The organism is uncultured Campylobacter sp., from assembly GCF_937981295.1.
GTDB lineage: Bacteria > Campylobacterota > Campylobacteria > Campylobacterales > Campylobacteraceae > Campylobacter_B.
On record NZ_CALJPC010000080.1, the window covers coordinates 26,555 to 50,296 of the forward strand.

General features: G+C 47.3%; 22 protein-coding genes. 18 read left to right on the plus strand and 4 right to left on the minus strand.

All coding sequences use genetic code 11. From position 1 onward, the window contains the following. Positions 1-48: 48 nt before the first annotated feature. The 3 genes from Q0135_RS07780 to Q0135_RS07790 form a co-directional block, all read right to left on the minus strand. A complete protein-coding gene (locus tag Q0135_RS07780) occupies positions 49-1,077 on the minus strand; it encodes a DUF3137 domain-containing protein (RefSeq protein ID WP_297989613.1) in 1,029 nt (342 codons plus the stop codon). 385 nt (positions 1,078-1,462) lie between these two features. Further along, the gene (locus Q0135_RS07785) at positions 1,463-2,023 is read right to left on the minus strand and encodes a Fe-S-containing hydro-lyase (protein ID WP_177389396.1); all 561 of its coding nucleotides are present in this window, start codon (positions 2,021-2,023) and stop codon (positions 1,463-1,465) included. 10 nt (positions 2,024-2,033) lie between these two features. Then, positions 2,034-2,879: a fumarate hydratase gene (locus Q0135_RS07790; RefSeq protein ID WP_291940162.1), complete on the minus strand. Its 846-nt coding sequence runs from the start codon at positions 2,877-2,879 to the stop codon at positions 2,034-2,036. Positions 2,880-3,079: 200 nt separating this feature from the next. Between Q0135_RS07790 and Q0135_RS07795 the strand changes: the two genes are divergently transcribed. The 3 genes from Q0135_RS07795 to Q0135_RS07805 all read left to right on the plus strand — a co-directional run bounded on the left by Q0135_RS07795 (position 3,080) and on the right by Q0135_RS07805 (position 5,745). Continuing rightward, on the plus strand, positions 3,080-3,637 hold the full coding sequence (locus tag Q0135_RS07795; RefSeq protein ID WP_297895919.1) for a NapC/NirT family cytochrome c: 558 nt from the start codon (positions 3,080-3,082) through the stop codon (positions 3,635-3,637). 10 nt (positions 3,638-3,647) lie between these two features. After that, positions 3,648-5,048, plus strand: a complete 1,401-nt coding sequence (locus Q0135_RS07800; RefSeq protein WP_297989615.1) for a multiheme c-type cytochrome — start codon at positions 3,648-3,650, stop codon at positions 5,046-5,048. Positions 5,049-5,328: 280 nt separating this feature from the next. Further along, positions 5,329-5,745: a hypothetical protein gene (locus Q0135_RS07805; RefSeq protein WP_297989617.1), complete on the plus strand. Its 417-nt coding sequence runs from the start codon at positions 5,329-5,331 to the stop codon at positions 5,743-5,745. Between the two features lie 1,246 nt (positions 5,746-6,991). On the opposite strand, the gene Q0135_RS07810 is transcribed toward Q0135_RS07805, so the two are convergent. Further along, positions 6,992-7,210: a hypothetical protein gene (locus Q0135_RS07810; RefSeq protein ID WP_297895923.1), complete on the minus strand. Its 219-nt coding sequence runs from the start codon at positions 7,208-7,210 to the stop codon at positions 6,992-6,994. A 310-nt stretch (positions 7,211-7,520) separates the two neighbouring features. Here Q0135_RS07810 and Q0135_RS07815 point away from each other — a divergent pair, with 310 nt between their 5' ends. The 15 genes from Q0135_RS07815 (at position 7,521) to Q0135_RS07885 (ending at position 23,455) form a co-directional block, all read left to right on the plus strand. Further along, positions 7,521-8,126 (plus strand): DUF6803 family protein, encoded by a 606-nt coding sequence (locus Q0135_RS07815; RefSeq protein WP_297989619.1) that lies wholly within the window; start codon positions 7,521-7,523, stop codon positions 8,124-8,126. 397 nt (positions 8,127-8,523) lie between these two features. Continuing rightward, complete coding sequence (locus Q0135_RS07820; protein WP_297989621.1) at positions 8,524-9,213, plus strand: response regulator transcription factor; 690 nt, start codon at positions 8,524-8,526, stop codon at positions 9,211-9,213. Then, positions 9,203-10,621 (plus strand): DUF3365 domain-containing protein, encoded by a 1,419-nt coding sequence (locus Q0135_RS07825; RefSeq protein WP_297989622.1) that lies wholly within the window; start codon positions 9,203-9,205, stop codon positions 10,619-10,621. The genes Q0135_RS07820 and Q0135_RS07825 overlap by 11 nt, the downstream gene beginning before the upstream one ends. Before the next feature lie 104 nt (positions 10,622-10,725). Then, on the plus strand, positions 10,726-12,801 hold the full coding sequence (locus tag Q0135_RS07830) for a cytochrome C (RefSeq protein ID WP_297989623.1): 2,076 nt from the start codon (positions 10,726-10,728) through the stop codon (positions 12,799-12,801). 51 nt (positions 12,802-12,852) lie between these two features. Beyond that, a complete protein-coding gene (locus tag Q0135_RS07835) occupies positions 12,853-13,626 on the plus strand; it encodes an FKBP-type peptidyl-prolyl cis-trans isomerase N-terminal domain-containing protein (RefSeq protein ID WP_005870892.1) in 774 nt (257 codons plus the stop codon). A gap of 28 nt (positions 13,627-13,654) precedes the next feature. After that, entirely contained in the window at positions 13,655-14,362 is a 708-nt protein-coding gene (locus Q0135_RS07840) for a 4Fe-4S dicluster domain-containing protein (RefSeq protein WP_297989625.1), read from the plus strand. Between the two features lies 1 nt (position 14,363). Then, the gene (gene nrfD / locus Q0135_RS07845; RefSeq protein WP_297989627.1) at positions 14,364-15,335 is read left to right on the plus strand and encodes an NrfD/PsrC family molybdoenzyme membrane anchor subunit; all 972 of its coding nucleotides are present in this window, start codon (positions 14,364-14,366) and stop codon (positions 15,333-15,335) included. Positions 15,336-15,350: 15 nt separating this feature from the next. Beyond that, positions 15,351-18,041, plus strand: a complete 2,691-nt coding sequence (ccsA, locus tag Q0135_RS07850; protein WP_297989628.1) for a cytochrome c biogenesis protein CcsA — start codon at positions 15,351-15,353, stop codon at positions 18,039-18,041. A 10-nt stretch (positions 18,042-18,051) separates the two neighbouring features. After that, positions 18,052-18,885: a tetratricopeptide repeat protein gene (locus Q0135_RS07855; RefSeq protein ID WP_297989630.1), complete on the plus strand. Its 834-nt coding sequence runs from the start codon at positions 18,052-18,054 to the stop codon at positions 18,883-18,885. Positions 18,886-18,916: 31 nt separating this feature from the next. Continuing rightward, positions 18,917-20,041 (plus strand): nitrous oxide reductase accessory protein NosL, encoded by a 1,125-nt coding sequence (locus tag Q0135_RS07860; protein ID WP_297989632.1) that lies wholly within the window; start codon positions 18,917-18,919, stop codon positions 20,039-20,041. Further along, positions 20,038-20,226 (plus strand): hypothetical protein, encoded by a 189-nt coding sequence (locus Q0135_RS07865; protein WP_295098450.1) that lies wholly within the window; start codon positions 20,038-20,040, stop codon positions 20,224-20,226. Before Q0135_RS07860 ends, Q0135_RS07865 begins: the two co-directional genes overlap by 4 nt. Then, complete coding sequence (locus Q0135_RS07870; protein WP_297989633.1) at positions 20,216-21,325, plus strand: FtsX-like permease family protein; 1,110 nt, start codon at positions 20,216-20,218, stop codon at positions 21,323-21,325. The genes Q0135_RS07865 and Q0135_RS07870 overlap by 11 nt, the downstream gene beginning before the upstream one ends. Further along, complete coding sequence (locus tag Q0135_RS07875; RefSeq protein WP_297989634.1) at positions 21,322-21,999, plus strand: ABC transporter ATP-binding protein; 678 nt, start codon at positions 21,322-21,324, stop codon at positions 21,997-21,999. The genes Q0135_RS07870 and Q0135_RS07875 overlap by 4 nt, the downstream gene beginning before the upstream one ends. Next, entirely contained in the window at positions 21,996-22,949 is a 954-nt protein-coding gene (locus tag Q0135_RS07880) for a hypothetical protein (protein ID WP_297941331.1), read from the plus strand. Before Q0135_RS07875 ends, Q0135_RS07880 begins: the two co-directional genes overlap by 4 nt. After that, positions 22,946-23,455: a hypothetical protein gene (locus tag Q0135_RS07885; RefSeq protein ID WP_297989635.1), complete on the plus strand. Its 510-nt coding sequence runs from the start codon at positions 22,946-22,948 to the stop codon at positions 23,453-23,455. Before Q0135_RS07880 ends, Q0135_RS07885 begins: the two co-directional genes overlap by 4 nt. Positions 23,456-23,742: the final 287 nt, after the last annotated feature.

The following is a 23,742-nucleotide window of genomic DNA, read 5'->3' on the forward strand; positions in this document are numbered from 1 at the left end:
TAGTGCGCGAGGCTGTGACACGCAAAGCCACGGCGAGCCGCCCGTCCGCTAGCTCCAAATTCTTTCGTTTAGTTTTAGGTTTTTTACGATCGCCAAAAAGTGCGAAAGCTCGCGCTTGATTAGTGCGGCAGGATCACGACGCAGCACGCTTTCGTCTATGTCGGGCTCGAAATTGTCGCGCCCCGTATTTACGAAAATGTAAACTTTGCTATCTGCGAAGCTAAGGCTAACGGGCGCGGCCACGGCGCTTGCGAAGCGCAAGAGCCTCCGCATAAAGGCGGGCGTCAGAATATACATCGCGCCCGCCGCGTCCTCGCAATACACGGCAAAGGCGGCGTTAAACTCCGCATCGTCCATATCGATCCTCTTTAGCCCGATGGTGTTCGGCGCACCGGCGCAAGCGGGAAAGATCAGGGTTTTGGCGCTTATGCGTTTGTGAAATTCCGCGTAGAAAAAGGTGCCGAGGATTTCGCTTTCCGAAAATCTATTAAATAAACTTACGTCACAAAATGCGAACTTCACGCCGTCATAAACGCCCGAGACCCTGTCGTTGCCGCCTTTGAATTTATCTAGTCGAAAAAAGAGCCCCGAGAGCTTAAGCTTGACGGGATCGATACTGCCTCCAATATCGTATCGATAGCCGAACGCTTTAAAATAAGGCATTAGATAGTGCTCTTTAAAAGCGCACTGAAATTTTACCGAATAATCTTGTTTAAAGCCTCTAAACAATACAAATAAGCTCGAAGCAGCCAAGATTAAAGTTATAATCGCGAGTAAGATATATTTGGAAGTCGTGGGTCGATTTTGTAAATCATCTAGAAATAGGCAAATTATAAAAAGACCCGCAGCTTGGATTATCGTAGCTTTTATGGAGGCCTGATCGCACAAAACGGCTACTATAAGAACAACCGCGAATAATCCGATAAGAGACAACAAATCCGCCATGCCTCCTCCGTCGCGCAGTTTGCATACCGAAAACGCGCCGTAGCCGAGCATGCACGCCGCTGCGAAGATCGTATTTCTTTTCGCCTTATACAAAAGCCCCAGTCTGATCTTCTCCAGCTCGCTCGCGCCCATTTTGCTCCTTTTTAAATTTAAGATGGATTATGACGCCTGCGGGCTTTAAATTTGCTTACGAACGGCGCCAAAATTTTGAAATTTAGACTTGCGTAAATTTTCGGTTAAATTTTAGCGGCAGATTGTTTAAATGAAACAAAGACGGAATTTCTGTAGAAATTTAAGCGGCGCAAAATTTTAAAATTCCGCGCCGCGAATGGAGACAAAATTTTACGGACGCGATTTAAATTTTGCTCTAAAATTTCACTGCGCGACAGCGTAAAATTTCGCAAAATAAACGCCGTAGTTTATGCCGCAAAAATTTACGGGCACCCGTGAGCGAACGTAGATAAATTTACGGACGCCCGCGCCGCAAAAAGCACCGCGCGGACGCCGCTAGAAAAATTTAAATTTTTCTATAAGGCGCCTGTCCGACTTCGTAGAAGTTATTGCCCTCGCTGTCGATCGCTACGATAGCTGGGAAATCCTCGACCGTAAGTCGCGCGACCGCCTCGGGGCCGAGCTCAGGGTAGGCTAATACTTCATATTTTTTGATGCTTTGGCTGATTAGGGCGCCCGCGCCGCCGATAGCGACCATATAGACGCAGCCTGATTTTTTCATCGCTTCAACTACAGCGTCGCTGCGGTAGCCCTTGCCGATCATGCCGTTGATGCCCACTTCGTTTATCATCGTAGGAGTATATTTATCCATGCGTCCGCTAGTCGTAGGTCCAGCAGCACCGATTGCCTGACCGGGTTTGGCAGGAGTCGGCCCCAAATAATATATCGTCTCGCCGGCTAAGCTTACGGGTAGCTTCTCGCCGCGAGCGAGGGTTTCGGTTAGCGCCTTGTGTGCGGCGTCGCGAGCTGCGATGATGGTGCCGCTGATTAGGACGTTATCGCCCGCCTTTAGGCTTTTTACTACGCTTTTATCGAAAGGCGCGGTAATTCTTTTAACTTCTGACATAATTTCCTCCTTATAGTTCGGCGTCGGCATGGCGAGCCGCGTGGCAGTTGATATTAACGGCGACCGGAAGCCCCGCTATGTGGGTCGGATACCACTCTACATTTACCTTAACGGCGGTGTTTATGCCGCCCAAACCTTGCGGACCGACGCCAGTAGCGCGCGCCATCTCCAGCAGCTCATCCTCTAGCTTGGCGTAGCGCTCGTCGGGATTTCTGCTATCGATCGAACGAACCGCGGCTTGCTTGGCTAAAAGCGCCGCCTTATCCATCGTGCCGCCAATACCGACGCCTACGACCATCGGAGGACAGGCGTTAGGGCCAGCGTATTTGACCGCCTCTAAAAATACCTTTTTTACCCCCTCGATGCCGTCTGCGGGAACGAGCATTTTTAGTACCGATTTGTTTTCGCTACCAAAGCCTTTTGGGGCTACTTTGATCTTAAGCTTGTCGCCGGGGACGATGCGGGTATTGATGACCGCAGGGGTATTGTTTGTGGTGTTTTTGCGCTCAAAAAGTGGCTCTGCGACCACGGATTTACGCAGATAGCCGCCTACGTAGCCGTCCGCGACGCCTGCGTTGATAGCATCCTCCAAATATCCGCCCTCGATATGCACGTCCTGACCGAGTTCGACAAAAACCACCGTCATACCGGTATCTTGGCAGATCGGCGCGACCTCTTTTGCCGCCAAATCGGCATTTTGTAAGAGCTTGCCTAAGATATCTTTGCCGATAGGCGAAGTCTCATTCTCACGCGCTTTCTCAAATGCCGCGCGCATATCAGGCGTGACTTGATAACAGGCTTTTTTGCAAAGCTCGCTGACTACTTTTGTAATCTCAGCCGCTTGGATCGTTTTCATTATCTCTCCTTGTATTGAAATTTTAATGGATTATATTCCGTTAAACTAAAAACTTAGTTTAAAATTTTATCTTCATTTAATAAATTTTAACAAAAGGCTAGAAAATAAGCGGTTTTTAATCTTTTTATAATAAAATACCATTTTTTGAAATTATCAAATACTAAAAATTTTGCGAAGAAATTTTAAAATCAAGGAAACTTATGAAAAAGAAAACTCTTGTGCTGCTCGTGGGCGCTTGTGTGCTTATAGGAATGATACTTTCTCTTGGGATTGCGGAGATGGTTCACCTTACGGGCACCGATAAATTCTGCGTATCCTGTCATACGATGCAGCCGATGGCAAACGCATTTCACAATGATGTTCACGGCGGCAATAACCCGCAAGGCTTCAAGGCCGATTGCGTCGCCTGTCACGTTTCTCATGAAAATACCTTTATGTATCTTTGGACTAAAGCTCTAACCTCCGCAAATGATGTCTACAAAACGGTCTTTACCGATGCCGATAAGATCGACTGGCAAGAAAAACGCAAGGAGCGAAATCATTTCGTTTATGAAAGCGGCTGTCTAAGCTGCCATCGAAATTTAAAAGAGCAGAATAACCAAGTAAATAAAGCCTGGCTCGCACATAGGGATTATTTCGCGGGCACTACCGGCAAAACCTGCGTGCAGTGCCACGAAAACGTCGGTCACAAAAATATGGGTATAGAGATCACCAAATATTGGGATAAATACAACCTAGAAAATAACAAAACCAAGTAAAGGAGAAGCAATGTTAAAAAAAGTCGCTATTTTAATAGCCTGTATCGCATCGTTCGCATTCGCAGAAATGCCCGCGCAACATGCGAATATGTCCGCGTCGGACGCGAACGTAAGCAATTCCGTAAACGTTAGTCTTACGAAAAATTTAAAGGTAAATAGGCAGCTTACGCCGCTAGCTAGACGCTGCGTCGAGTGCCATGCCGAAAAAACTCCGGGCGTCGTTGCGGATTGGAAGATGAGCCGCCACGCTCACGTAGGCGTTAGCTGTACCGACTGCCACTCGCAGCCAGCAGATAGCCCTATGGCAGCTAAAGAGCCGCATCCGAAAGACACAGACAATCATATTTCGGTGCTAGTTAGCCCAAAAACTTGTGCCAAATGCCACAGCAACGAGGTTAAAGAGTTTGAAAACAGCGGTCACGCAAGAGGCGCTATGCAAATGCAAGCCAACAAAGGAATAGTTGATCTAATGTATCACTACGAAGGACGTGATATCCCTGATCTTAAACATGCACCTGATATTACCGGCTGCTCTCAATGCCACGGTAGCGTCGTTAAAATGGATGAGCATAACAAGCCTACCAAAGAGACCTGGCCCGTTTACGGCATCGGTACAGTTTATCCGGACGGTAGCGTAGGCGGATGCAAATCATGCCATTCTGGTCATAAATTTTCGATCGCCGAAGCTCGTAAGCCTGCTGCTTGCGCATCTTGCCACTTAGGACCTGATCATCCGGATATTGAAATTTACAATAACTCAATGCACGGACACGTATTTAACGCTGAAGGCAATGAGTGGAAATTCGATAGCGCTCCTGGTACTTGGGCGGTTCCTGATTACCGCGCCCCTACATGCGCGACCTGCCATATGAGCGGCGGTGTTGGCGATTTAAACTCCACTCACAACGTATCTCAACGCTTGAAGTGGAATTTGTGGCAGCCTAAGAGCAATCTACGCACCGGCGGTAATGAGACTGCGGTAAGCGAGTTTTTAAATACCGGCAAACTAAACGTCGGCAATCCTTTGGCAGGTAACCTAAACGGTCCTGAGGCGGCACGTGCCGAGATGAAGCAAGTATGCAAAGAGTGCCATGCAAGCACCCATACGAATAATTTCTTTGAGGTGGGCGATAAGCAGGTACTTCTATATAACGTTTACAACGACGAAGCGACTAAGATGCTAAAAGAGCTTAAGGAAAAGAAACTTCTAAAAGACGATCCTTGGGCGGATGCGTTCCAGCGAATCTACTATGTTTCATGGCACCACGAGGGTCGCAGAATGCGCCAAGGCGCGCTAATGGGCGGACCTGATTATTCGCATTGGCACGGCGTATTTGAGGTCAAAAACGACATTAGAGAGATGCGCGAAATCTACGAGCGCCGCATCAAAACCGGCAAGATCGAGGAATAATCCTTCTTAGTCTGCTAAATTTTGCCGGACTAAACAGATCAAGCTTGTAAGCCCCTGCACTTCGCAGGGGCTTTTTTGTTTGGATAAAATTTTGGAATTTTATTTTGTAATCCGCGCAAAGCCCATCGAAAATCGCCCCTAAAAGCCACTGCAAAATCACTATCTAATTATTTAAGATTATTGAGAATTTATGACGGAAGTAGCTTATAAATTAGAGTAAATTTATCTCTTTGCAATCCAAAATTAGCTACAATCGCGCATATCATTTAAAAGGAATTTTATGGACAAGCAAACGGCATTAGACTTTTTGAGACTTCATCAGCCGATGCCTGCGCAGCTTTCAGATCAGCTCGCGGCAGAGTTTCGCGCGGTGCGGGAGTTTTTGCGTGATAATCCCTGCGACGAGGCGCTTGAGCCGCTTTTGCGCTCGCTAAACGAGGGCGACGGCGCAGGTGAATATCCGCTCGTGGACGAGGTATTGGGCGCGGCGGACGATGCTGCTGCGGTAGCTGCGATTAGAGCGGTCTTGGAGGATCCAAACACGGGCAGTGGAGCGCGATTTTGGGCGACGCTTTTTAGCGTGAGCTTCGTCCGTAAGGAGCTCATCGCAAGTCTGGAGACATCGCTTAAATACGCAAACGATGATTTGATCGAGCTTACGAAGGAGCAGATCGAAATGTTTAAGCAGCTGACGTAAAGCTAGCTGCGTAACTTATAGTTGCGCCTTACTCGCCAGATTGTGCTGTTACAAAGCAAATCTAAATTTATAAAAATCGGCTTAATCGCAGGCTGCTTTTAAATTTTAAAATTTTGCGGTCGCTTAAAATTTTTTAGAGGCTACGATTACGAAAGAGACGCACTTTATTTTCTATGGGCTGTGACAGGCGCCCTGTGCGAGGGTTGCTATCGGCAAAGATATAGCGTCGCCGCTAAGTGCGAGCGGCGCAGGCACCGAGAGATATGCGCCTAGGCAAGGGTAGAAATTTCACGGCGTCGTTTGAAGTAAAATTTTAAATCTGTGGGCTTGTGATAGAATTTAAGTCGTAATAATGAAGCAGAATTTAATATGCGGCGAGTTCGCCGCTGAAATTTTAAGATTACGTCGCGCAGTGACGAGATTTTGCTCGGTGCAATCCGTACGAAATTTTAAGCCGTAAAGATAAAGCGGAATTTCTCATACGTGATTTTTTGAGACGAAATTTTAAGTAATGAGTTTGAAGCGGAATTTTAAGGTGCGAGTTAGAGACTATAAATTCGCACCGCCGATAGAGGATACCGCGCCTTTTTGTGGGCTGAGAACTTCGACCGCGCAACAAAGAATTCCACGCCATTTCGCACTACAGCTATGGATCTCGACCACGCAGTGAGCAAGGTTGCGCTGCGCTATGCGACTAAGGATACTGCGCCATTTCGCAAGCGATCTTGTAGCGAGATTAGGCTATGAGCCTTGACGCACGACATAGAAATTTGCATGGTGTGATCCGTGCAGGATTAGATGGCGCAGATTTTGCGCCTCCATCTGCACCGCCAAAAAATTCTACCGAGCGGAGTTGTGATCTAGAAATTTTGCAGCGGCACGAAATCTTCTAGCGCGGATTTTGAGCTTGCGTAAAATTTCGCACCGCTAGCATGTGAGAGACCTGAAATTTTAAATTGCATGTCACTTTAAAATTTTAAACTTATGAATTTGACCCGCACTTACTTTTAAATCCTAATTCCACACCATGTTTGGCGATGAAATTTTAAAATTTCATCGCGCCAAGAGCAGCTCGATCAATCGGCGGACGCAGTAAAAATAAGATAGATAAAATGCATCAGCGCGTGAAGCGGGGCTAAATTTAAATCGCTGGCTAAATTTTAAAGCGTGGCCTAGATCGCCTGCGGGCGCTCGACCTCGGCTTTAAAATAGTTAAATTTAGCTCTGCGCCCGCGAGACGCTTCGGCTACCTGATTTTTGCGGTGCCGAAGCAAAGTCCGTTTTCGTTGCACTGCATATTTTCTATCTGCGGATCCTCGCTTTCGCCGCAAATTTGGATCATCTGATGCGACGCCTCGTCCATTTTGGGCTCGCTGCAATGCGAAACGCCGGGCTCTGGATGCTCAGGATTGGAGCAAGCGCATACAAACAGCGCTGCGCAGGCGAATAAGAGGGAGTTTTTCATTCTGAATCCTTTTAAAAAATTTTGTAATTCTATCTTTGCAAAGCTGAAATTTTACGGAATTTAAAGCGTTTTGGCTAAATTTAATGCATCTGCTTTTGCAAATATAAATTTTCTAAATTTCACGTTAGATACGAAGAGGCGGCGTGCGAGGCGAGATAAATTTAATATTTGTGAGCGAGTTTTAAGACGCAGCCCAAATCGTTTTACGGAAAGATAAGATTAAAGGCGCACTTAATCTTATCTATTGTTTTAAAATTTTTTACCGAAAGCTGCTAGAATTACGCCCTTTAAACCAAAATAAGGAGAAAACATGGCAATGACGAATTACATGGAACTTTTGATGGCAAATCAGCCGTGGAATTTGATTTTATTTATGGCGGTGCCGATGGGCTTAGCAGAAGCGATAGTAGCGAGCGAATTTTTTAGCTTGTACCGCGCGAAGGAGGGCTCTTTGGCGCTAAAAATCAATAAATGCCTTAGCATCATTCTCGGCGCTTATTTTACGATATTAATCATTTACGTAGCGGTTAAAATTTTGCCCGCTATTCATTTACGTGGCGCTGCGGACACCTTAGCTTTGGCGGCATACGTAGCGGCGGCGCTGCCTGCGCTGGTGCTGCTACTTTTGGAGCTCGGAGTTATCGCAAAAGGAGCGGAATTTAGAGCTAGGCTTAAATTTCATTTCTTGGCGCTGATTGTATTTTTGGTGCTAGGACACGTCGCGATGATTTTTGGAATGACCGATCCCGGTATGAGCGGCATGGATCATTCTATGATGGATCATGGCTCGATGAGCGGGATGAGCCACGATATGGGTTCGATGGAGGGGATGGATCATTCGCATATGAATCATGGCTCGATGGAGAACATGGATCACGGTGGCATGGATCACTCAAAGATGGAGCATTCGCATTAACTTTTAGCATGCTCAGCTTGGGCTAAATTTTAAAATTCTATCTCGCCGATAGCGCGGGGTTGATAAATACTTCATGATTTGATTGCCTTTCGTCTGCGAAATGCATATGCAAGCCCCTCTAAAATAGAATTTTACTGCCTTTCATCTGTCGCCTACGAGGTGGTAAAATTTAATATCAAGCTTATCGCCCTGCCTTTTTATGTTCTTGTGATATTTTTATTCGACTTATGCAGACGTAAAGCTCACGTATAGGTAGTTTCCAGTTTAAATTTACGTGTGAACCACTTTGGTATATTTTTTAACGTTAGTTTAATGCTAAATTTATATAATCTAAGTCTAGTTATATTTTAAGAGGCGATTAAGAATGAAATGCGCTAAGTTTGGAGGCGGATAGAGAATGCAAGATTACGAATTATTGGACGTTTTGTCCAATAAAAGGGTTCTTTGCCTGGAGGATGAGCCCGGGATTTTAAAAAATATAACCGAATCGCTACAGCTGTTTTTCGGCGAAGTAGTGGGGGTTAAGGACGGGCTGGAGGCGCTTGATGAGGCGATGAGCGGCTCGTACGACGCGCTGGTTTTTGATATCGGCGTGCCGCATATGGACGGGCTTGAGGTCGTTAAAAAGATCCGTGCCGCGGGTATCGGCGTGCCGATCGTGATACTTTCGAGCCACACCGAGCAGGAGTATCTGTGGCGGGCGGTGGAGCTTAAGATCACTAGGTATCTGCCTAAGCCGTACGACAAAAACGCCTTTATAAAGGCGCTGCAAGACGTTGCGGCGGAGCTGATAAATCACGCGCCGATATTTAGCATAAGCAGTGAGCTGAAGTATGATTTTGCCAAAAAGATCATCTACGTCAAAGACAGCGCCTGTCATCTTTCCAAAAGCGAGAGCAAGCTTTTGGAGTACTTCTTAGCGCGCAAAAATCAAACCGTAACCTACGAGCAGCTATTCAACTATATGTGGGAGTTCGAGCAGCCCAGCAAGGAGGCGATCAAGGCGATCGTCAAAGAGCTACGCCGCAAGATCGGCAAGGACGTGATCAAAAATTTATATGCGGTGGGGTATCTCTTTGAAGTATAAATTTAAATTTATCGTAGCGCTTTTCGTGCTGCTATATATCGTAATTACGGCTTTGGTTTTTAACTTCTACCGCGAGCTTGCGCTAAAGGACACGAGGCGCGAGGCGTTTTATATCCTAGATACGATGAATGCGGTGCGCGATTACGTCTCGACCGTGCAGCGCCCGCTAATAAACGAGCTTAAAGAGAAAAAGCTTCTAAGCGAGGATTTTTTCGATCCGAGGCTAATGTCCTCGACCTACATAACGCGCGAAATTTATAAAATTCAGCTCGCCAAAAATCACATCAACTACGACTACAAGCTCGTCGCCACCGATCCACTCAATCCCGAGCACGAAGGAAGCGAGTTTGAGAATGAAATTTTAGAGGGCTTTAAAGAAAACAGATATAAAGAATACTCCAGAGTCATCTATGATAAAGGTGGCGCCTCATATCTTTTGAGCCTGCCGATAACAAACTCTCAGCCTTCGTGCACTGAGTGCCACAGCATCAACGCAGCGCCTAAAAAGATGCAAGAGCTCTACGGCGATGTGGGAAATTTCAAAGGCGACCTGGGCGATACGATCGCGATGATAAGCTTTAAAATTCCGATAAAAAGCATTCTGCTTTATCACACCAAAGAGTTTGTCGTTAGTGGTCTAAGCTTGCTTGTGGTGTTTTTGATCTGCATATTTTGTATCTATAAAATTCACAAAAAAAACGCGACTTTAAAGATGCAGACTCAGCTTTTACTGATAAATCAAAGCCGCCTCGCGCTCATGGGCGAGATGATCGGCAATATCTCGCACCAGTGGCGCCAGCCACTATCGCAGATCAGCTCTACGCTCATAAATTTAGAGCTTTACAACGAGCGAGGCAAGCTCTCAAAAGAAAGGCTCGAAGACGGCATAAAAGACGCGGGCGAGCAGGTGAAATTTATGAGCGATACGATCGAGGATTTTAAAAATTTCTTCAATCCGAATATGCCGAAGAGGGAATTTAACGCCAGCGAGGCGATCGAGCAGGCGCGTAAAATTTTAAACGCCTCGCTTAAAAAACACGTCATCGACATAAGCGTGCGGATAGAGGAAAATTTCACGCTTTACGGCAACGTAAACGAGCTAATCCAGGTGATCATAAATATCATAAATAACGCAAAGGAGGCGTTTTTGGACGTACCGCTTAAACGGCGCGAGATTAAAATCCGCTCGTTTTTAAAACAGGGCGAGCGGGTAATCACGATCGAAAATAACGCAAGCCGCATCGACGAAGCGCAGCTAGATAAAATTTTTGAGCCGCACTTTACGACAAAACAGCAGGGCAGCGGGCTAGGGCTATATATGAGCAAGATGATAATCGAAAAAAACGGAGGGAGCATAAGCGCTGCAAATTCCGACGAAGGCGCGATATTTACGATCTCTTTTCGTTAAATTTAGACTTCATTAAATTTCTCCCTTTTTCACCCTTTTTTGTTGATATTATTTCGAGCGTAGAACTTTGCTAATTTAAAATTTCGATTTTCAAAGGAGGAGCCATGAAAAAATGGAATAAGATGCTACTAGGCGCGCTAGCCTGTATTAGCATTTTTGCCGCAGGAGCCTGTGCTGATGAAGGCATGGGGCATGAGATGGAAATGTCGCAAAAATCGCGCGACGTCATCGCAAATCCTAAGGGCACGTTGCAAAGCAGAGGCGTCATATCCTTGCAGGACTACGTCGTAGAAGAGCGAGAGATGTATGACTGGCTATTTAAAAATCACCCGATTTTTACCAAATACGGCGGTAAGACGGTCGGTAAGATGGATGTACATGACCGAGGTTTGGAGTGGCTTGCGGAAGGTCATGGATTTGACTTTTCAAAGGCGAGTAAAAGAGACGACGGCAAGGGCTATAGCTCTATGATGTATAGAATCCCTGCGGGCTCTTCTTTGCAATTTCCGAATAAATTCATAGGTCCTGAAAAATGCGGCGAGTGCCACCCCGCGCAGTATGAGACATGGAGCAGATCGCGCCACGCCACTACTATCCGCTTCCCGGGCGAGCACCCGGAGGTTAATAACAACCTAACCGATCCTGTATTTAGCCCAGATACGGCGTCGATCCTTCCAAAAGGTATTACCCCTGACGTAATTTATGCGACCGTGGGACATCTAAGGACAAAATTTGGCTACGTAGATGCGTGGCTTCTACGCGGAACCTATCATGTAGAGGGCGGCTTGCTAAGAGATGGCACCGGTCAAATCGTAGCCGGTGGCAACCAATTCCAAAGGACTTGGGCGTTAAATTTAGACGATGAGACGGTCAAAAAGATCAAAAAGATCGTTCCGGAATTCCCGGGTACGCTTGAGGAATACGGCGATAACGGTGGTTACGTAAGAGGTCTTGCGTCATATGCTGCGAAATACAAAAAATCGATGTTTTTCCAAGCAAACAGCTCGTATTGCGAAGTCTGCCACCCATTCAAATTCGATTTTAAAACTAAGAAAGAATTTTACGCCGCTTTGGGTAACGCAAAAGAGCTTCAAAAGCACACTATCTCCAAGGGTATCACCTGTGAAGAGTGCCATGGAGCGGGCGGTCACCTTGACGGCGCTACAAATTTTAGAACCTCAAACTGCGAACGCTGCCACCAAAGATTTAACTATAGCCCTGATTTAGCTCGTGCTAATCCACTAAACAACGGAAATCCCGATCTATCTCTTAGCTCTAAATTTAAATCTATGGGACCAGGATGTGGCTCTGAAGGCTCTCAGTCCTACTTCACCGCTCACTACGAGAAGGGTATGCGCTGCGTAACCTGCCACGATCCGCACGATAACACCGGACCGGTAGTTGGTGATAAAACCGTCAAGGGCGTAAATTATAACTCAGAGCAGGGCTATTTGAGCGCGTTTTATACAAAGCCTAAGATCACAAAAGAGTGCAAAGATTGCCACCAAGAGCAAGCCTACATCGCTGCAAGAGCCGATACGCATAAAGACAATACCTGCGCATCTTGCCACATGCCGTTTATGATGAGCTGCGAGAACTTCTACGCTATTCAGTTTCAAGACAACGCGGGATTCGATACTCAAAGAAGATCTCACATCTGGAAGATCGACATCGATCCTGCTAGAAAATCTCTAGTCGCAGGCGATGCCGCTAAAGGTCCAAGAGATGCGAAAGATTGGCACTTCCAAAGAAATAAAGAGGGACGAAATTTCGTCGATCTTATGTGGTCGTGCGCGAGAACCTCGTGGGCTGATAAAGATATGCAAGATACCAAAGGCTGCCATAGTCCAGTCGTCTCCGAGCTAAAAGAGACGCTTCACTTCAAGAACCAAAAGCAGGTTTACGATGAGGTTATGGGCTGGCAAACTCCGATTAAGAGCGACTTCTCGCAAGTTAAGATCGGTATTCAAGGAATTTACTCTATCCTTGAGACTAAAAAGCTTAACTCCAGCGACAAAACTCGCGTTTACGAGCTAATAGAAAAAGCTCAAGACACCGTCGATCTTATCGAAAAAGACGGCTCATGGGGAATGCATGGCTTTAAATATACTAAGCAAAGGCTAGAAGCCGCTAAAGAGTATATCAAAGAGGCTCAAAGAATTTTAAATAATAATTTATAATTCTTTCGGGGTCGCGTAAGCTCGCGGCCCCGAAATTTAAAAGGCAAATGTATGCAAAAAAGACTAAAAATTTTCTTGCCTATCGTTTTGGCAAGCTGCGCGTTGGGCGCGAATTTAACTACGCAAGAACAAAAAGAATCTTATAGCATCGGAGCTTCTACTGGAAGCTATGTTTCAAACCAGCTGCATTCACAAGCCGCATTAGGCGTCAAATACGACTTAGATGCGGTGATAGAGGGGTTTTTGGATGCTCTTAAAAAGCAGCAGAAGCTAAAAGATGAGGAAATTATTGCGCTTTTGAATCAAAGAGCCGATAAGCTAAATAAGATCGTAGAAACAAATTCCAAAGCGGAGCTTGATAAAAATTTAAAAGCAGGCAAGGAATTTATGGCGAAAAATGCCAAAAATCCGGACGTTAAAACCACAAAATCCGGTCTTCAATATGAAATTCTAAAGCTAGGTATGGGCGAAAAGCCAAAGCCTGAGAGCGTAGTAGTGATGAACTACAAGGCGTATTTGACGAATGGTAGTGTATTTGACGATACTTTCGCGTCTAAAATTCCGGCGCATCTTTCTATGATAGGCTTAATCGACGGATTGCGCGAGGGGTTGCTTTTGATGAATACGGGCTCTAAATATAAATTTACAATCCCTAGTAATTTAGCCTACGGCAACGTGGACGTAGATAGAATTCCTGCAGGTTCTGTGGTGATTTTTGAAGCCGAATTACTAAAAGTTTTAAAGCCCGGTGAGCTTGCCGATGCAGCCAAAAAGCTTAGCGAGAGCGAGGCTAAAAGCTTTCACGACGCGAATAAAACAAAGTAGTTTTGCTTAAATTTAGTCGGAGGAGAATATGCAAAAGCAAAGAAGAAATTTTATAAAATCCGCCGCACTAGGCTCTTTAGGGCTTGGCGCAATCGCCTCAAGCTTACTCGCGCAAAACAGCGCGGATAAAAGTGCGCAGGACGCAAATGCGAGCGTTCAAAAGCAAGAGCCGAAAAAGCCACACTACGGCATGATATTCGATCAGAACAAATGCGTGGGTTGCACTGATTGCGAGATCGCCTGTAAAAAGGTAAATTTGGTTCCGAAAGGTCAAATGAGGCTTTTTATCCAGGATAAAACCGATCCGCTAAATTTGAAAGAAAAGCGCTACGTTAGGGTTTCTTGTCAGCAGTGCGAGGACGCGCCGTGCGTGAACGTCTGCCCGACGAAAGCCTGCCACAAAGACGAAAAAACTGGCATCACGACGATGAACACCGACGACTGCATCGCCTGTAAATACTGCATCGTCGCCTGTCCTTACGACGTGCGCTTTATAAATCACGAAACCAAAGCCGCAGAGAGCTGCAATTTCTGCTTGGATACGAATTTAAAGGACGGTCACGAGCCTGCCTGCATCGAGGCGTGCAGATACGAGGCGATCGTGTTCGGCGATCTAAACGACGAAAACTCGCACATCAGCCAGCTGCTTCGCGTCAAAGACAGCCTACGAATGCATCCTGAGTGCGGCACGAAGCCGAGCCTTCGCTATATTCCTGCGGTTAAATTGGGGGTGTGATATGAACGGAGCTATAAATTTCACTGCGACCTTCTCGCACGGCGTAGAGTGGGGCTGGCCGATAGCGGTTTATCTTTTGCTAGCGGGTATGAGCGGCGGCGCTTTGATAGTCGCGATCCTCGTCAAATTTTACAAAAAACAGACCGAAAGCACGCCGCTATTTAAAGCTGCGTCGCTGCTATCTTTCGTCACGATTTTACTCGGCATGGTCTGCCTGGTAGCCGACCTTGAGCGACCGCTACTTTTCTGGAAAATTTTGATTAATTATAACTTCACATCGGTTATGTCCGTGGGCGTGGCGGCCCTTTGCGTCTATATCCCGCTTACCTTCGTAGCTTGCCTTTACGCGTTTGAAGAGTGCCTTAGAGAGTTTTTGACGCACAATCTTAGCTTTTTAAAAGGGCTTTTCGAGCTTGCGATGAAAATTTTAAACGCGCTTCGCCCGCTGCTTCTTGCGCTTACGCTAGTTTTTGCGGTCGCGATCTGCGCCTATACGGGCTTTTTGATCTCGGTTTTAGTTAGATTTCCTATCCTTAATACAGCCGTTTTGCCTGCGCTTTTCGTGGCGTCTGGCTTATCGGCAGGCATCGCAGGCTCAAGCCTGATAGCCGCGCTTTTCTTTAAAGCAGACCCGCACGGTGGCGATCTTAAAATTTTACACGCCGTCGAGTGGCCGGTTTTAGCGATGGAAATTTTACTAATCGGCATGATTTTCGTTTCGCTCGTCACGGGCAGCGACGTGCAAAAAGCCGCGAGCGCCGCATTTAACGAGGGATTTTATGCGAAGATGTTTTGGCTAGGCGTCGTGGGCGTAGGCTTTTGCGTACCGCTAGTTTTAAATTTCGCACTGGGCAAAAAGATCGCTCACTCTGCGTTTGCATTCTACGTTAGCGCGCTTGCCAGCGTCATGGGCGTGCTGCTTCTTAGGATGTTTATTTTGTATGCGGGACAAACTTACGATATAATAATGTAAAACTGCGGAGGGTTAATGAGCGCGCTAAAAATATTAAAATTTTTCATCTCTTATAAGTTCGCGCTCTGCCTCCTCTTTATCCTAGCCGCAGGTGCCGGCGTCGCAACCTTTTTAGAGAGTATCTACGACACGCAAACTGCTAAAATTTTAGTCTATGAGGCGCGCTGGTATGAGTGCGTCATGGGCGCTGCGACGCTTAGCCTGCTCGGCATTATAATTAAAACCAAAATGTGGCGCCGCTTCGGCTCCTTCGTTCTGCACGCGGCATTTATCGTCATCTTTATCGGCGCGGCGCTAACGCGCTATTTCGGCACCGAAGGCGTGCTGCACGTAAGAGCGGGCGAGAGCGAAAGCGAGATGGTAAGCGTCAAACCATACTTGCAAATCCGCACGCAAGACGCGCTGTTTGAGCATCCGCTAAATTTAAGCCAGATCGGCGATAACGATTTTAGCTTCACGCAAAGTATAAATTCCAAAAGCTTCACCGTCAAATTTGGCTCCTACAAACCCGCGCCCAAAGGCGAGCAGGGCACGCTTGCGGTGAAAGCGGGCTTTGAGGGCGGAAGCGAGCAAGAAGCGCAGCTGCGCGGCGGCGCTGGCTGGCTGGGTGAGCCCAAAATTTTAAATTTTGACGGCGAGGAGATAATGCTAAGCTGGGGCTCGAAGCTCATAGAGCTTCCGTTTGCGGTAAAGCTTTTGAAATTTAAACTCGAGCGCTACCCAGGCTCGCAAAGCCCGTCATCCTACGCCAGCGACGTTGAAATTTTAAAAGAGGGCAAGAGCGCGGGGGAGTATGAAATTTATATGAACCATCCGCTAAACTTTGGCGGCTTTAAGCTCTTTCAATCCTCCTACGACACCGACGAGCTGGGTACGGTGCTGGAGCTTAACCGCGATCCGGGTAAAATCCCCACTTACTTCGGTTATTTCTTGCTTTGCGTCGGATTTATCGGCAATCTTTTTACCGCGGGCAGTAGGTTTAAAAAGCTCGCTAAATTTATTAAAAACAACGCACCCGCCGCGCTGCTTCTAATCGCGCCGCTTTTTTTCAGCATTGAGCTTCACGCCGCGGATGAGAACTATCTAGCAAACCTTAAAGCCAACTCGCGCGTTCACGCAAACGGCGCGTTTGCGGAGCTTTTGGTGCAAGATTATATGGGCAGGATCAAGCCGCTTAGCACCGAAGCAAGCGAGATCGTAAATAAAATTTCAGGCACGGACTCGCTCTACGGCTTAAGCGCCGAGCAGATGATCTTGGGCATGAGCCTAAACCCCGCGTTCTGGCGCGATCAAAAGATCATCAAGATCAAAAACGACGAGATCAAAAAGATGCTGGGCTTAGCGCCGCAGGAGCGATATGCGAGCTTTAATTCGGTCTTTGATGAAAACGGCAACTACAAGCTCGCCCACGCCCTGGACGAGGCGAATGAAAAAAGCGCCTCGCGCCGCAGCGTGCTCGATAACGAGCTGATTAAATTCGACGAGCGGCTAAATATCGCGTATCTGACCTTTAGAGGGGTGTTTTTTAAATTTATTCCCGTGCCGAACGATCCGCAAAACACCTGGCTCTCGCCGAACGACGCCTTCGCGGATTATAGTATCGCTCCGCAGATCAAAGGCGTGCTAAACGACTATCTAAACGGCTTGCAGGATGGAATTTCGGATAATGATTGGGATAAAGCGGATGCAGCACTTGCAGAGCTGAAAAACTACCAAAGGGCTACCTCGGCAGCTATACTTCCGAGTGAAAACCGCGTCAAAGCCGAGGTGTTTTACAACAAAGCTTCGGTTTTTAAAAAGCTCGTTTATTGCTATATGATCCTAGGCGGCATAGCTCTAATATTGGCGCTTTTAGGCGCACTTTGCGGTAAGCGCTTCATGCTCGCGCAAAAAATTTTATTTGCGGCCTTTGCTACAAGCTTTGCGGCACATACCCTCGCGCTCGCGCTGCGTTGGTATGTGGCGGCTCACGCGCCGTGGAGCGATAGCTATGAGTCGATGATCTACATCGGCTGGTCGGCGGCGCTTGCGGGGATCATATTTTTTAGAAAGTCCCTACTTACGCTAAGCGCGAGCTGCTTGCTGGCCAGCATCGTGATGCTGGTAGCGCATATGAGCTTCGTAAACCCGCAGATTACCAACCTCGTGCCGGTGTTAAAGTCGTATTGGCTTAGCATCCACGTCTCGGTTATCACGGCTAGCTATGGATTTTTAGGGCTTAGCTGCTTGCTTGGGCTTTTGGCTCTTGTTTTGATGGCGCTTAAAAACGGCGCCAATCGCGAGCGGCTCAACGCGCAGATCAGATATATAACGGCGATCAACGAGATTAGCCTCATCGTGGGGCTTTCGATGCTGACGCTCGGAAATTTCTTCGGCGGCGTGTGGGCGAATGAGAGTTGGGGGCGATACTGGGGCTGGGATAGCAAAGAGACCTGGTCGTATGTCTCGATCATCGTCTATGCGATCGTGCTGCATCTAAAGCTGATCCCGAAGCTCGGCTCGATCTATGTTTATTGCGTGAGCTCGACGCTCGCGTATAGCTCGATTATAATGACCTATTTCGGCGTAAATTTCTACCTCACCGGCATGCACTCTTACGCCGCGGGCGATGCGCCGCAGATACCCGCGCCGTTTTATTGTATAATAGCGGCGATCTTTTTAATAATCGCTCTTGCCTTCAGAGGCAGGGACGTAAAAACGATATAAAGGAGTAAATTTGAAAAAATTTCTAATAGCGCTGATTTTGGCCGCCGCAGCAAACGCGGGCTTTATCAGCGAGGGCATTCAAGCTCAGCAAAGCGGCGATCATAAAAAACTCGCAGAAATTTACGAGCGAGCGTGCGGTTTGGAAAATAAAGCTTCGGGCTGCTATAATCTAGCCGTTTTGTATTTTGAGGGTACCGGCAACGTAGAGAAAAATTTCGAAAAAGCGATCAGCCTCTACGAGAAGGCGTGCAGCGCTAAATTTGCGCTTGCGTGCAACAATCTAGGCTATATCTACGAAAGCGGCAACGGCGCGGATCAAAATTTCACCAAAGCCGCGGCTTATTACGAAAAAGCCTGCAAAGATAACGAGGGCTGCACATCGCTCGGGCTTTTATACGCAAACGGCGCCGGGCTCGCGAAAGACGTAGCCAAGGCCGCTAGCCTTTATGAAAAGGCCTGCACCTACGGCGATATGATGGGCTGCAACAACCTGGGCTATCTGTATCTGAAGGGCGAAGGCGTGCAGCAAAGCTTCGCAAAGGCTAAAATTTTTTACGAAAAGGCTTGCGGCGGTGACATCGGCATCGGCTGCAACAACCTAGGCTATCTATACGCCTTCGGGCAGGGGGTAGGTCAGGATTATAAGCAGGCAAAGCAGCAGTATGAAAAGGCGTGCAACCTCGGCCACTTCGACGGCTGCAATAATCTAGCCATAATGTATGCAGAAGGAAAAGGAGTGAAGTCCGATAACGCTAAAGCAAAAGAGCTTTTCAAAAAAAGCTGCGACGGCGGCATCAAGATGGGATGCGAGAATTTGGAATTTTTAAACTCGATTAGTAAGTAAATTTAAAACATCAAATTTTTAAGGAGATAGTATGATTTTACGTTCTATTTTGGCTTCGGCTTTACTGGCGGCAGCGGTTTGCGGCGCTTCGATGAATGAGCAAAAAGACAAACAAATGCCGATGTTTCAAAGCGTGGATCCTAGCAAGGCTACGCTCGTAGGAAGCGGCGAGGGCAAAGAATACTGCGCCGTTTGCGGAATGAATTTGGTTAAATTCTATAAAACCAACCACGTTTGGAACGGCAAGCAAGTAGCTTCTCTGCACTGCTTGTACGAGCTAACGGAGGGGAAAATTCCAAGCGATGCGCAGGTCGTCGATACGAAAAATCTAAATTTGATCAACGTAAATAAAGCCTTTTACGTCGTGGGCAGCAAGGTCAAAGGCACGATGACGCGTAATAGCAAATACGCCTTTTCAACCGAAGCCGACGCGAAAGAATTCCAAGCCGAAAACGGCGGCGAGATAATGAATTTCGCCAAAGCCTACGAGATTGCGGGACAGGATTTTGAGGGCGATAACAAGATGATTAAAGCCAAGCGCGAGGGCGGCGTTTACGCGCACGGTAAAGAATTTTACGAAACAAACTGCGCTAAAACCGAAGCGAAAAGCTTCAAAGCCATATCCGAGCTCAAAGCTCATCTCAAAAAGACTTGCGATGCAAAGGGCGCTAGCAAGGCTCCTGAATACGACAAGCACCTACAAGCCGCAGCGCTGTATCTATGGGACGCGCCGGCAAATTTAGGCAGCAGCGACAAAAACGCAAAAGTGAAAAAACCTGAAAAGATCGTCGTGCCTGAGGGCGCTAAATGCCCGGTCTGCGGCATGCTAGTGGGCAAAAACCCTAACTGGGCGGCGATGATAGAGGTTCAAGGCGGCGAGAACTTGTATTTTGACGGCGTGAAAGATATGATGAAATACTACTTCCAAAAGGGCAAGGGCTTTGATAAAATTTTCGTAACCGACTACTACAAACTACATAAGATCGATGCTAAAAGCGCCTTTTTTGTGCTCGGCTCCAACGTCTTAGGGCCGATGGGCGACGAGCTCATTCCATTTGAGAGCGAGAGCGCGGCTAAGACCTTCGCTAAAGATCACGGCGGTAAGAACGTACTTAAATTTGATGAAATTCAAGAGAGCGTAATAGAAGGGCTATGAGGCTCATTTGCGCTTTAATGATCTTTTTTGCCGCCCTTTACGCGCTCATTGCGGTGCATTATGTAAGCTTTGATCGCGCAAAGGGCGAGCAGTGCCTGCAAAAGCTAGCGCGCGAGATAAAGGACGTGCGGCTCTCAAGCAGCTTTAAGAGCAAAGCCTACGCGGAGTTCGTCTATGATAAATAAAAATTTTATCGACTACTCCGTAACTCTGCTGCGAAAAGACAGAGCCGATCACGCTTTTAGCTTCGCAATCTTTGCATTTATCGTTTTTATTTTAAGCTCGGTGCTTTTTATCTCGGGCTCCATTCAAAACGATCTTGAGAAGGTCATCAAGCTCAGACCCGACATCGTCGTAGAGGCTCTGCGCGCGGGCAAACGCGATCTGATGCACGACGGCTATATCTACGATATCGCCAAAATCGCGGGCGTCAGCGAAGTGCAGGGCGCCGTGGACGGGATGTATTACTTCGCTCAAAAGCGCGTTTGGTTTCATATCGTAGGCGACGAAAGCCTGAGCGAAAACGAAATGATCGTAGGCGAGGGGGTAAAGGCGGCGATGGGCGAGTGGTACTACGAGGATGAGTTTCACTTCTTAACCGAACAGCGCCTAATCGCGATTAAGATCAATAAAATTTCGCCGCACGAAAGCAGCATCGTCTCAAACGACGTGATCTATCTCAACCCCGATACCGCGCGCGAGGTGCTAAGCCTGAAGGAGGGCGAATACACCAAGCTCTACGTAAGCGTGCCCAACCCCAACGAAGTAAGCGAAGTGGCGCTTAAGATCGTAAATTTATACCCCAACACGGAAGCCCTTAGCGCGGAGGACGCGGTAGCCGAAGTGAGGCATCTGTATTATTACAAGGGTGGAATTTTTATGGTGCTTTACGCCGTGGCGATGATCTCATTTTTCATCTTGCTGAAAAATCAAATTTCGCTCGCATACGGCGAGAAGAAAAAGGAGATCGCGATCTTGCGCAGCATCGGCTTTTGTATAAAGGACATCATCGCGATGAAATTTATCCAAAATTTCATCGTCTCGCTAAGCGCTTATCTACTCGGCGTCGCGGCTGCGTATGCTTATGTTTTTATCCTGGATGCGCCGCTTCTGCGCGATATATTTTTAGGCGGCGAGCTGCGAAATTTCATCACTTTCACGCCTGCGATAAATTTCAATATGCTCTTTTTGATCTTCGTCTTTAGTGTGATCCCGTTTTTGGCGTTCGTCATCATCCCATCCTGGCGCATCGCTATAGGCGATATGAGCGAGGCGGTCAAATGAGCAAGATAGAGATTAAGCAGCTTTTTAAAATTTACAACGAGGGCAGGGCGAATGAGTTTCGCGCTTTGAAAAATATAAGCCTAAGCGTCGAAGAAGGGCAGATCGTAATCTTAAAAGGCGTTAGCGGCAGCGGCAAAAGCACGCTTCTATCCATCATAGGCGCGCTTGCTAAGCCTAGCAGCGGCGAGGTTTTGGTGGACGGCGCAAACGTCTCCAAGCTCGCCGATATCGAAAGCTCCGCGTATCGCCATAAAAAAATCGGCTTTATCTTTCAGTCATTCAACCTGCTTGAGGCGCTTAGCGTCTATAAAAACGTCCTTGCGCCGCTTAGCCTTGAGCGGCTGAGCAGAGATGAGCTTAGCGCGCGCATAGACGAAGCGATGCAGATTGCTAATATCGCGCATAAAAAAGATCAGATCGTCTCCAGCCTTAGCGGCGGCGAGAAGCAGCGCTGCGCTATCGCAAGGGCGCTCGTGATGGGGCCACAGATCATCTTAGCCGACGAGCCGACGGCAAATTTAGACAAACAAAACTCGCTCGGTTTTATCGAGATGCTTTCAAAGCTCAAAGAGCTTAAAAAGACCGTTTTGATCGCGACGCACGACATACTCTTCGACGAGCTAAGCTTCGTGGATCGATATGTGTTTTTAAAAGATGGAGAAATTTCAGCATGAGCGTATTTTTATCGGGTAGCGTGATCGCGTTTTTGGCCGTAGAACTAATCGTAATAGCGCTGATGGCGATCTCACAGTTTCACATCGTGCGGATTATGCGCTACTGGGACTTTAACGCCACCTCAAATTTACAATACGCCCTGGAGAAAAGAAACTATCTCATCAACACTATTTTGTTTTTCACGATAGCGTGCAAGATCATTTTATTTATATTTTTCGCGCTCTGCTTAAACGAGCTCTCTTCGATCGTGCCCGGCGCAATGTGCTCCGCAGGCGTCGTGGGCTCGAACCGCTACGGCAACATCCTGCTGCTTTTAAAAATTTTACTGATCTTCGGCTTTGGGCTCTGGCTTATTTTAAACAGCCTCGATCTTAAAGCGGGCAAATTTCCCTATCTAAAGCGCAAATACCTGATCTTTACCATCCTTTTTACGGGCGTTTTGGCGGAGTTTATTTTAGAGATTCTATTTTTTACCAACATCCCGCTGCGCGTGCCGGTGTTTTGCTGCTCGGTCGTATTTCGCGCGCCGAAGCTCCCATTCGGCTACACGCAGGCGCTTTTGGCGACTTTTTTCTACGCGATATTGGGCGCCATTTTGATCTTAAATTTCTTAAAGCAGTCGATGGCGAGCTTTGCTTTGAATTTGCTCTTTTTGTTCGTCGCATACTACGCGATCACCTATTTTTTCGGGCTTTACGTTTACGAGCAGCCCAACCATAAATGCCCGTATTGCATGCTTTTGAAGGATTATTACTTCGTCGGCTATGCGATCTGGGGCTCGCTGTTTTTGGGTATATTTTTCGGCATCGTGCCGTTTTTAACGGAGCTCATTACTAAGCGCGCCTACACCCACCTGCTTAAATACTCCTCGTTCTGGCTCATTCTAAACGCGCTCATCTGCAGCGCCTACGTCGTCAAATACTACTTCGTGCGGGGCGCGCTGCTATGATTAAGAAAATTTTTGCCGCGGTTTTGCTCGCCTGCGTGATGGGGCTGCTCATATCGTCCATGGATATAGCGGAATCCAAAATTTCCGTGCGCCACGGCAACACCGATAAGCAGCCGCTGCAGATAGAATTTGGCAAATATCTATGCCACGAGAGCGGCACGGTGATAAACGATCTGTACAACACCGCTCAGGCCGTTATGCCAAACGGCGATACATATTTTTTCAACGACATCGCAAACGTCTTTATGTGGCTGATGCGGCAAAAAAACAAAGATGAGATCGTGGTGTGGGTCTATTCGCAAGATACCGAAAGATACATCATCGCTAAGGACGCCTGGTACTCGCGCGTCGAGATCACGCCGATGGGATATGGCTTTGGCGCATATGAGTTTCACAACTACGGCAGGAGCGATTACTACTACGACGAGATCGTGCTGTGCGCCGCGCGCGGCGAGACGCTGCTAAATCCGCTCATCAACATCCTGCTTTCGGAGAATAAAATTTAGCCTCGCGGCGAATTCGAAAAATGAAATTTAGTCCCGCGATGGATCGGAAATAAAATTTAGCCGTGTGGCAGGTAGGAAATAAAATTTAACTCCTCAGCGAGCGCGACTTGTCGCAGATACGGCTCGTCGTTTGAATTTTATCCGCGTGCGGCTTGAAAATTTTACCCGCGCCCGCACCTTTTATTAAATTTTGCCCGCTGCCGCTTTCGTTAAATTTAGCCTGCTCTCGCCACTTTCATTAGATTTAACCTGTATCCGCCCAAGCTCGCGCCCATTCGTATTCATTG

What these genes read in the sequence shown, in the direction of transcription:
- Q0135_RS07835 (WP_005870892.1), top strand. Translation starts at nt 12,853, where the DNA reads ATGCAAAAAAGACTAAAAATTTTCTTGCCTATCGTTTTGGCAAGCTGC.
- Q0135_RS07870 (WP_297989633.1), top strand. Translation starts at nt 20,216, where the DNA reads ATGATAAATAAAAATTTTATCGACTACTCCGTAACTCTGCTGCGAAAA.
- Q0135_RS07780 (WP_297989613.1), bottom strand. Translation starts at nt 1,077, where the DNA reads ATGGGCGCGAGCGAGCTGGAGAAGATCAGACTGGGGCTTTTGTATAAG.
- Q0135_RS07840 (WP_297989625.1), top strand. Translation starts at nt 13,655, where the DNA reads ATGCAAAAGCAAAGAAGAAATTTTATAAAATCCGCCGCACTAGGCTCT.
- ccsA (WP_297989628.1), top strand. Translation starts at nt 15,351, where the DNA reads ATGAGCGCGCTAAAAATATTAAAATTTTTCATCTCTTATAAGTTCGCG.
- Q0135_RS07860 (WP_297989632.1), top strand. Translation starts at nt 18,917, where the DNA reads ATGATTTTACGTTCTATTTTGGCTTCGGCTTTACTGGCGGCAGCGGTT.
- Q0135_RS07790 (WP_291940162.1), bottom strand. Translation starts at nt 2,879, where the DNA reads ATGAAAACGATCCAAGCGGCTGAGATTACAAAAGTAGTCAGCGAGCTT.
- Q0135_RS07785 (WP_177389396.1), bottom strand. Translation starts at nt 2,023, where the DNA reads ATGTCAGAAGTTAAAAGAATTACCGCGCCTTTCGATAAAAGCGTAGTA.
- Q0135_RS07820 (WP_297989621.1), top strand. Translation starts at nt 8,524, where the DNA reads ATGCAAGATTACGAATTATTGGACGTTTTGTCCAATAAAAGGGTTCTT.
- nrfD (WP_297989627.1), top strand. Translation starts at nt 14,364, where the DNA reads ATGAACGGAGCTATAAATTTCACTGCGACCTTCTCGCACGGCGTAGAG.
- Q0135_RS07810 (WP_297895923.1), bottom strand. Translation starts at nt 7,210, where the DNA reads ATGAAAAACTCCCTCTTATTCGCCTGCGCAGCGCTGTTTGTATGCGCT.
- Q0135_RS07830 (WP_297989623.1), top strand. Translation starts at nt 10,726, where the DNA reads ATGAAAAAATGGAATAAGATGCTACTAGGCGCGCTAGCCTGTATTAGC.
- Q0135_RS07805 (WP_297989617.1), top strand. Translation starts at nt 5,329, where the DNA reads ATGGACAAGCAAACGGCATTAGACTTTTTGAGACTTCATCAGCCGATG.
- Q0135_RS07875 (WP_297989634.1), top strand. Translation starts at nt 21,322, where the DNA reads ATGAGCAAGATAGAGATTAAGCAGCTTTTTAAAATTTACAACGAGGGC.
- Q0135_RS07815 (WP_297989619.1), top strand. Translation starts at nt 7,521, where the DNA reads ATGGCAATGACGAATTACATGGAACTTTTGATGGCAAATCAGCCGTGG.
- Q0135_RS07800 (WP_297989615.1), top strand. Translation starts at nt 3,648, where the DNA reads ATGTTAAAAAAAGTCGCTATTTTAATAGCCTGTATCGCATCGTTCGCA.
- Q0135_RS07795 (WP_297895919.1), top strand. Translation starts at nt 3,080, where the DNA reads ATGAAAAAGAAAACTCTTGTGCTGCTCGTGGGCGCTTGTGTGCTTATA.
- Q0135_RS07885 (WP_297989635.1), top strand. Translation starts at nt 22,946, where the DNA reads ATGATTAAGAAAATTTTTGCCGCGGTTTTGCTCGCCTGCGTGATGGGG.
- Q0135_RS07880 (WP_297941331.1), top strand. Translation starts at nt 21,996, where the DNA reads ATGAGCGTATTTTTATCGGGTAGCGTGATCGCGTTTTTGGCCGTAGAA.
- Q0135_RS07865 (WP_295098450.1), top strand. Translation starts at nt 20,038, where the DNA reads ATGAGGCTCATTTGCGCTTTAATGATCTTTTTTGCCGCCCTTTACGCG.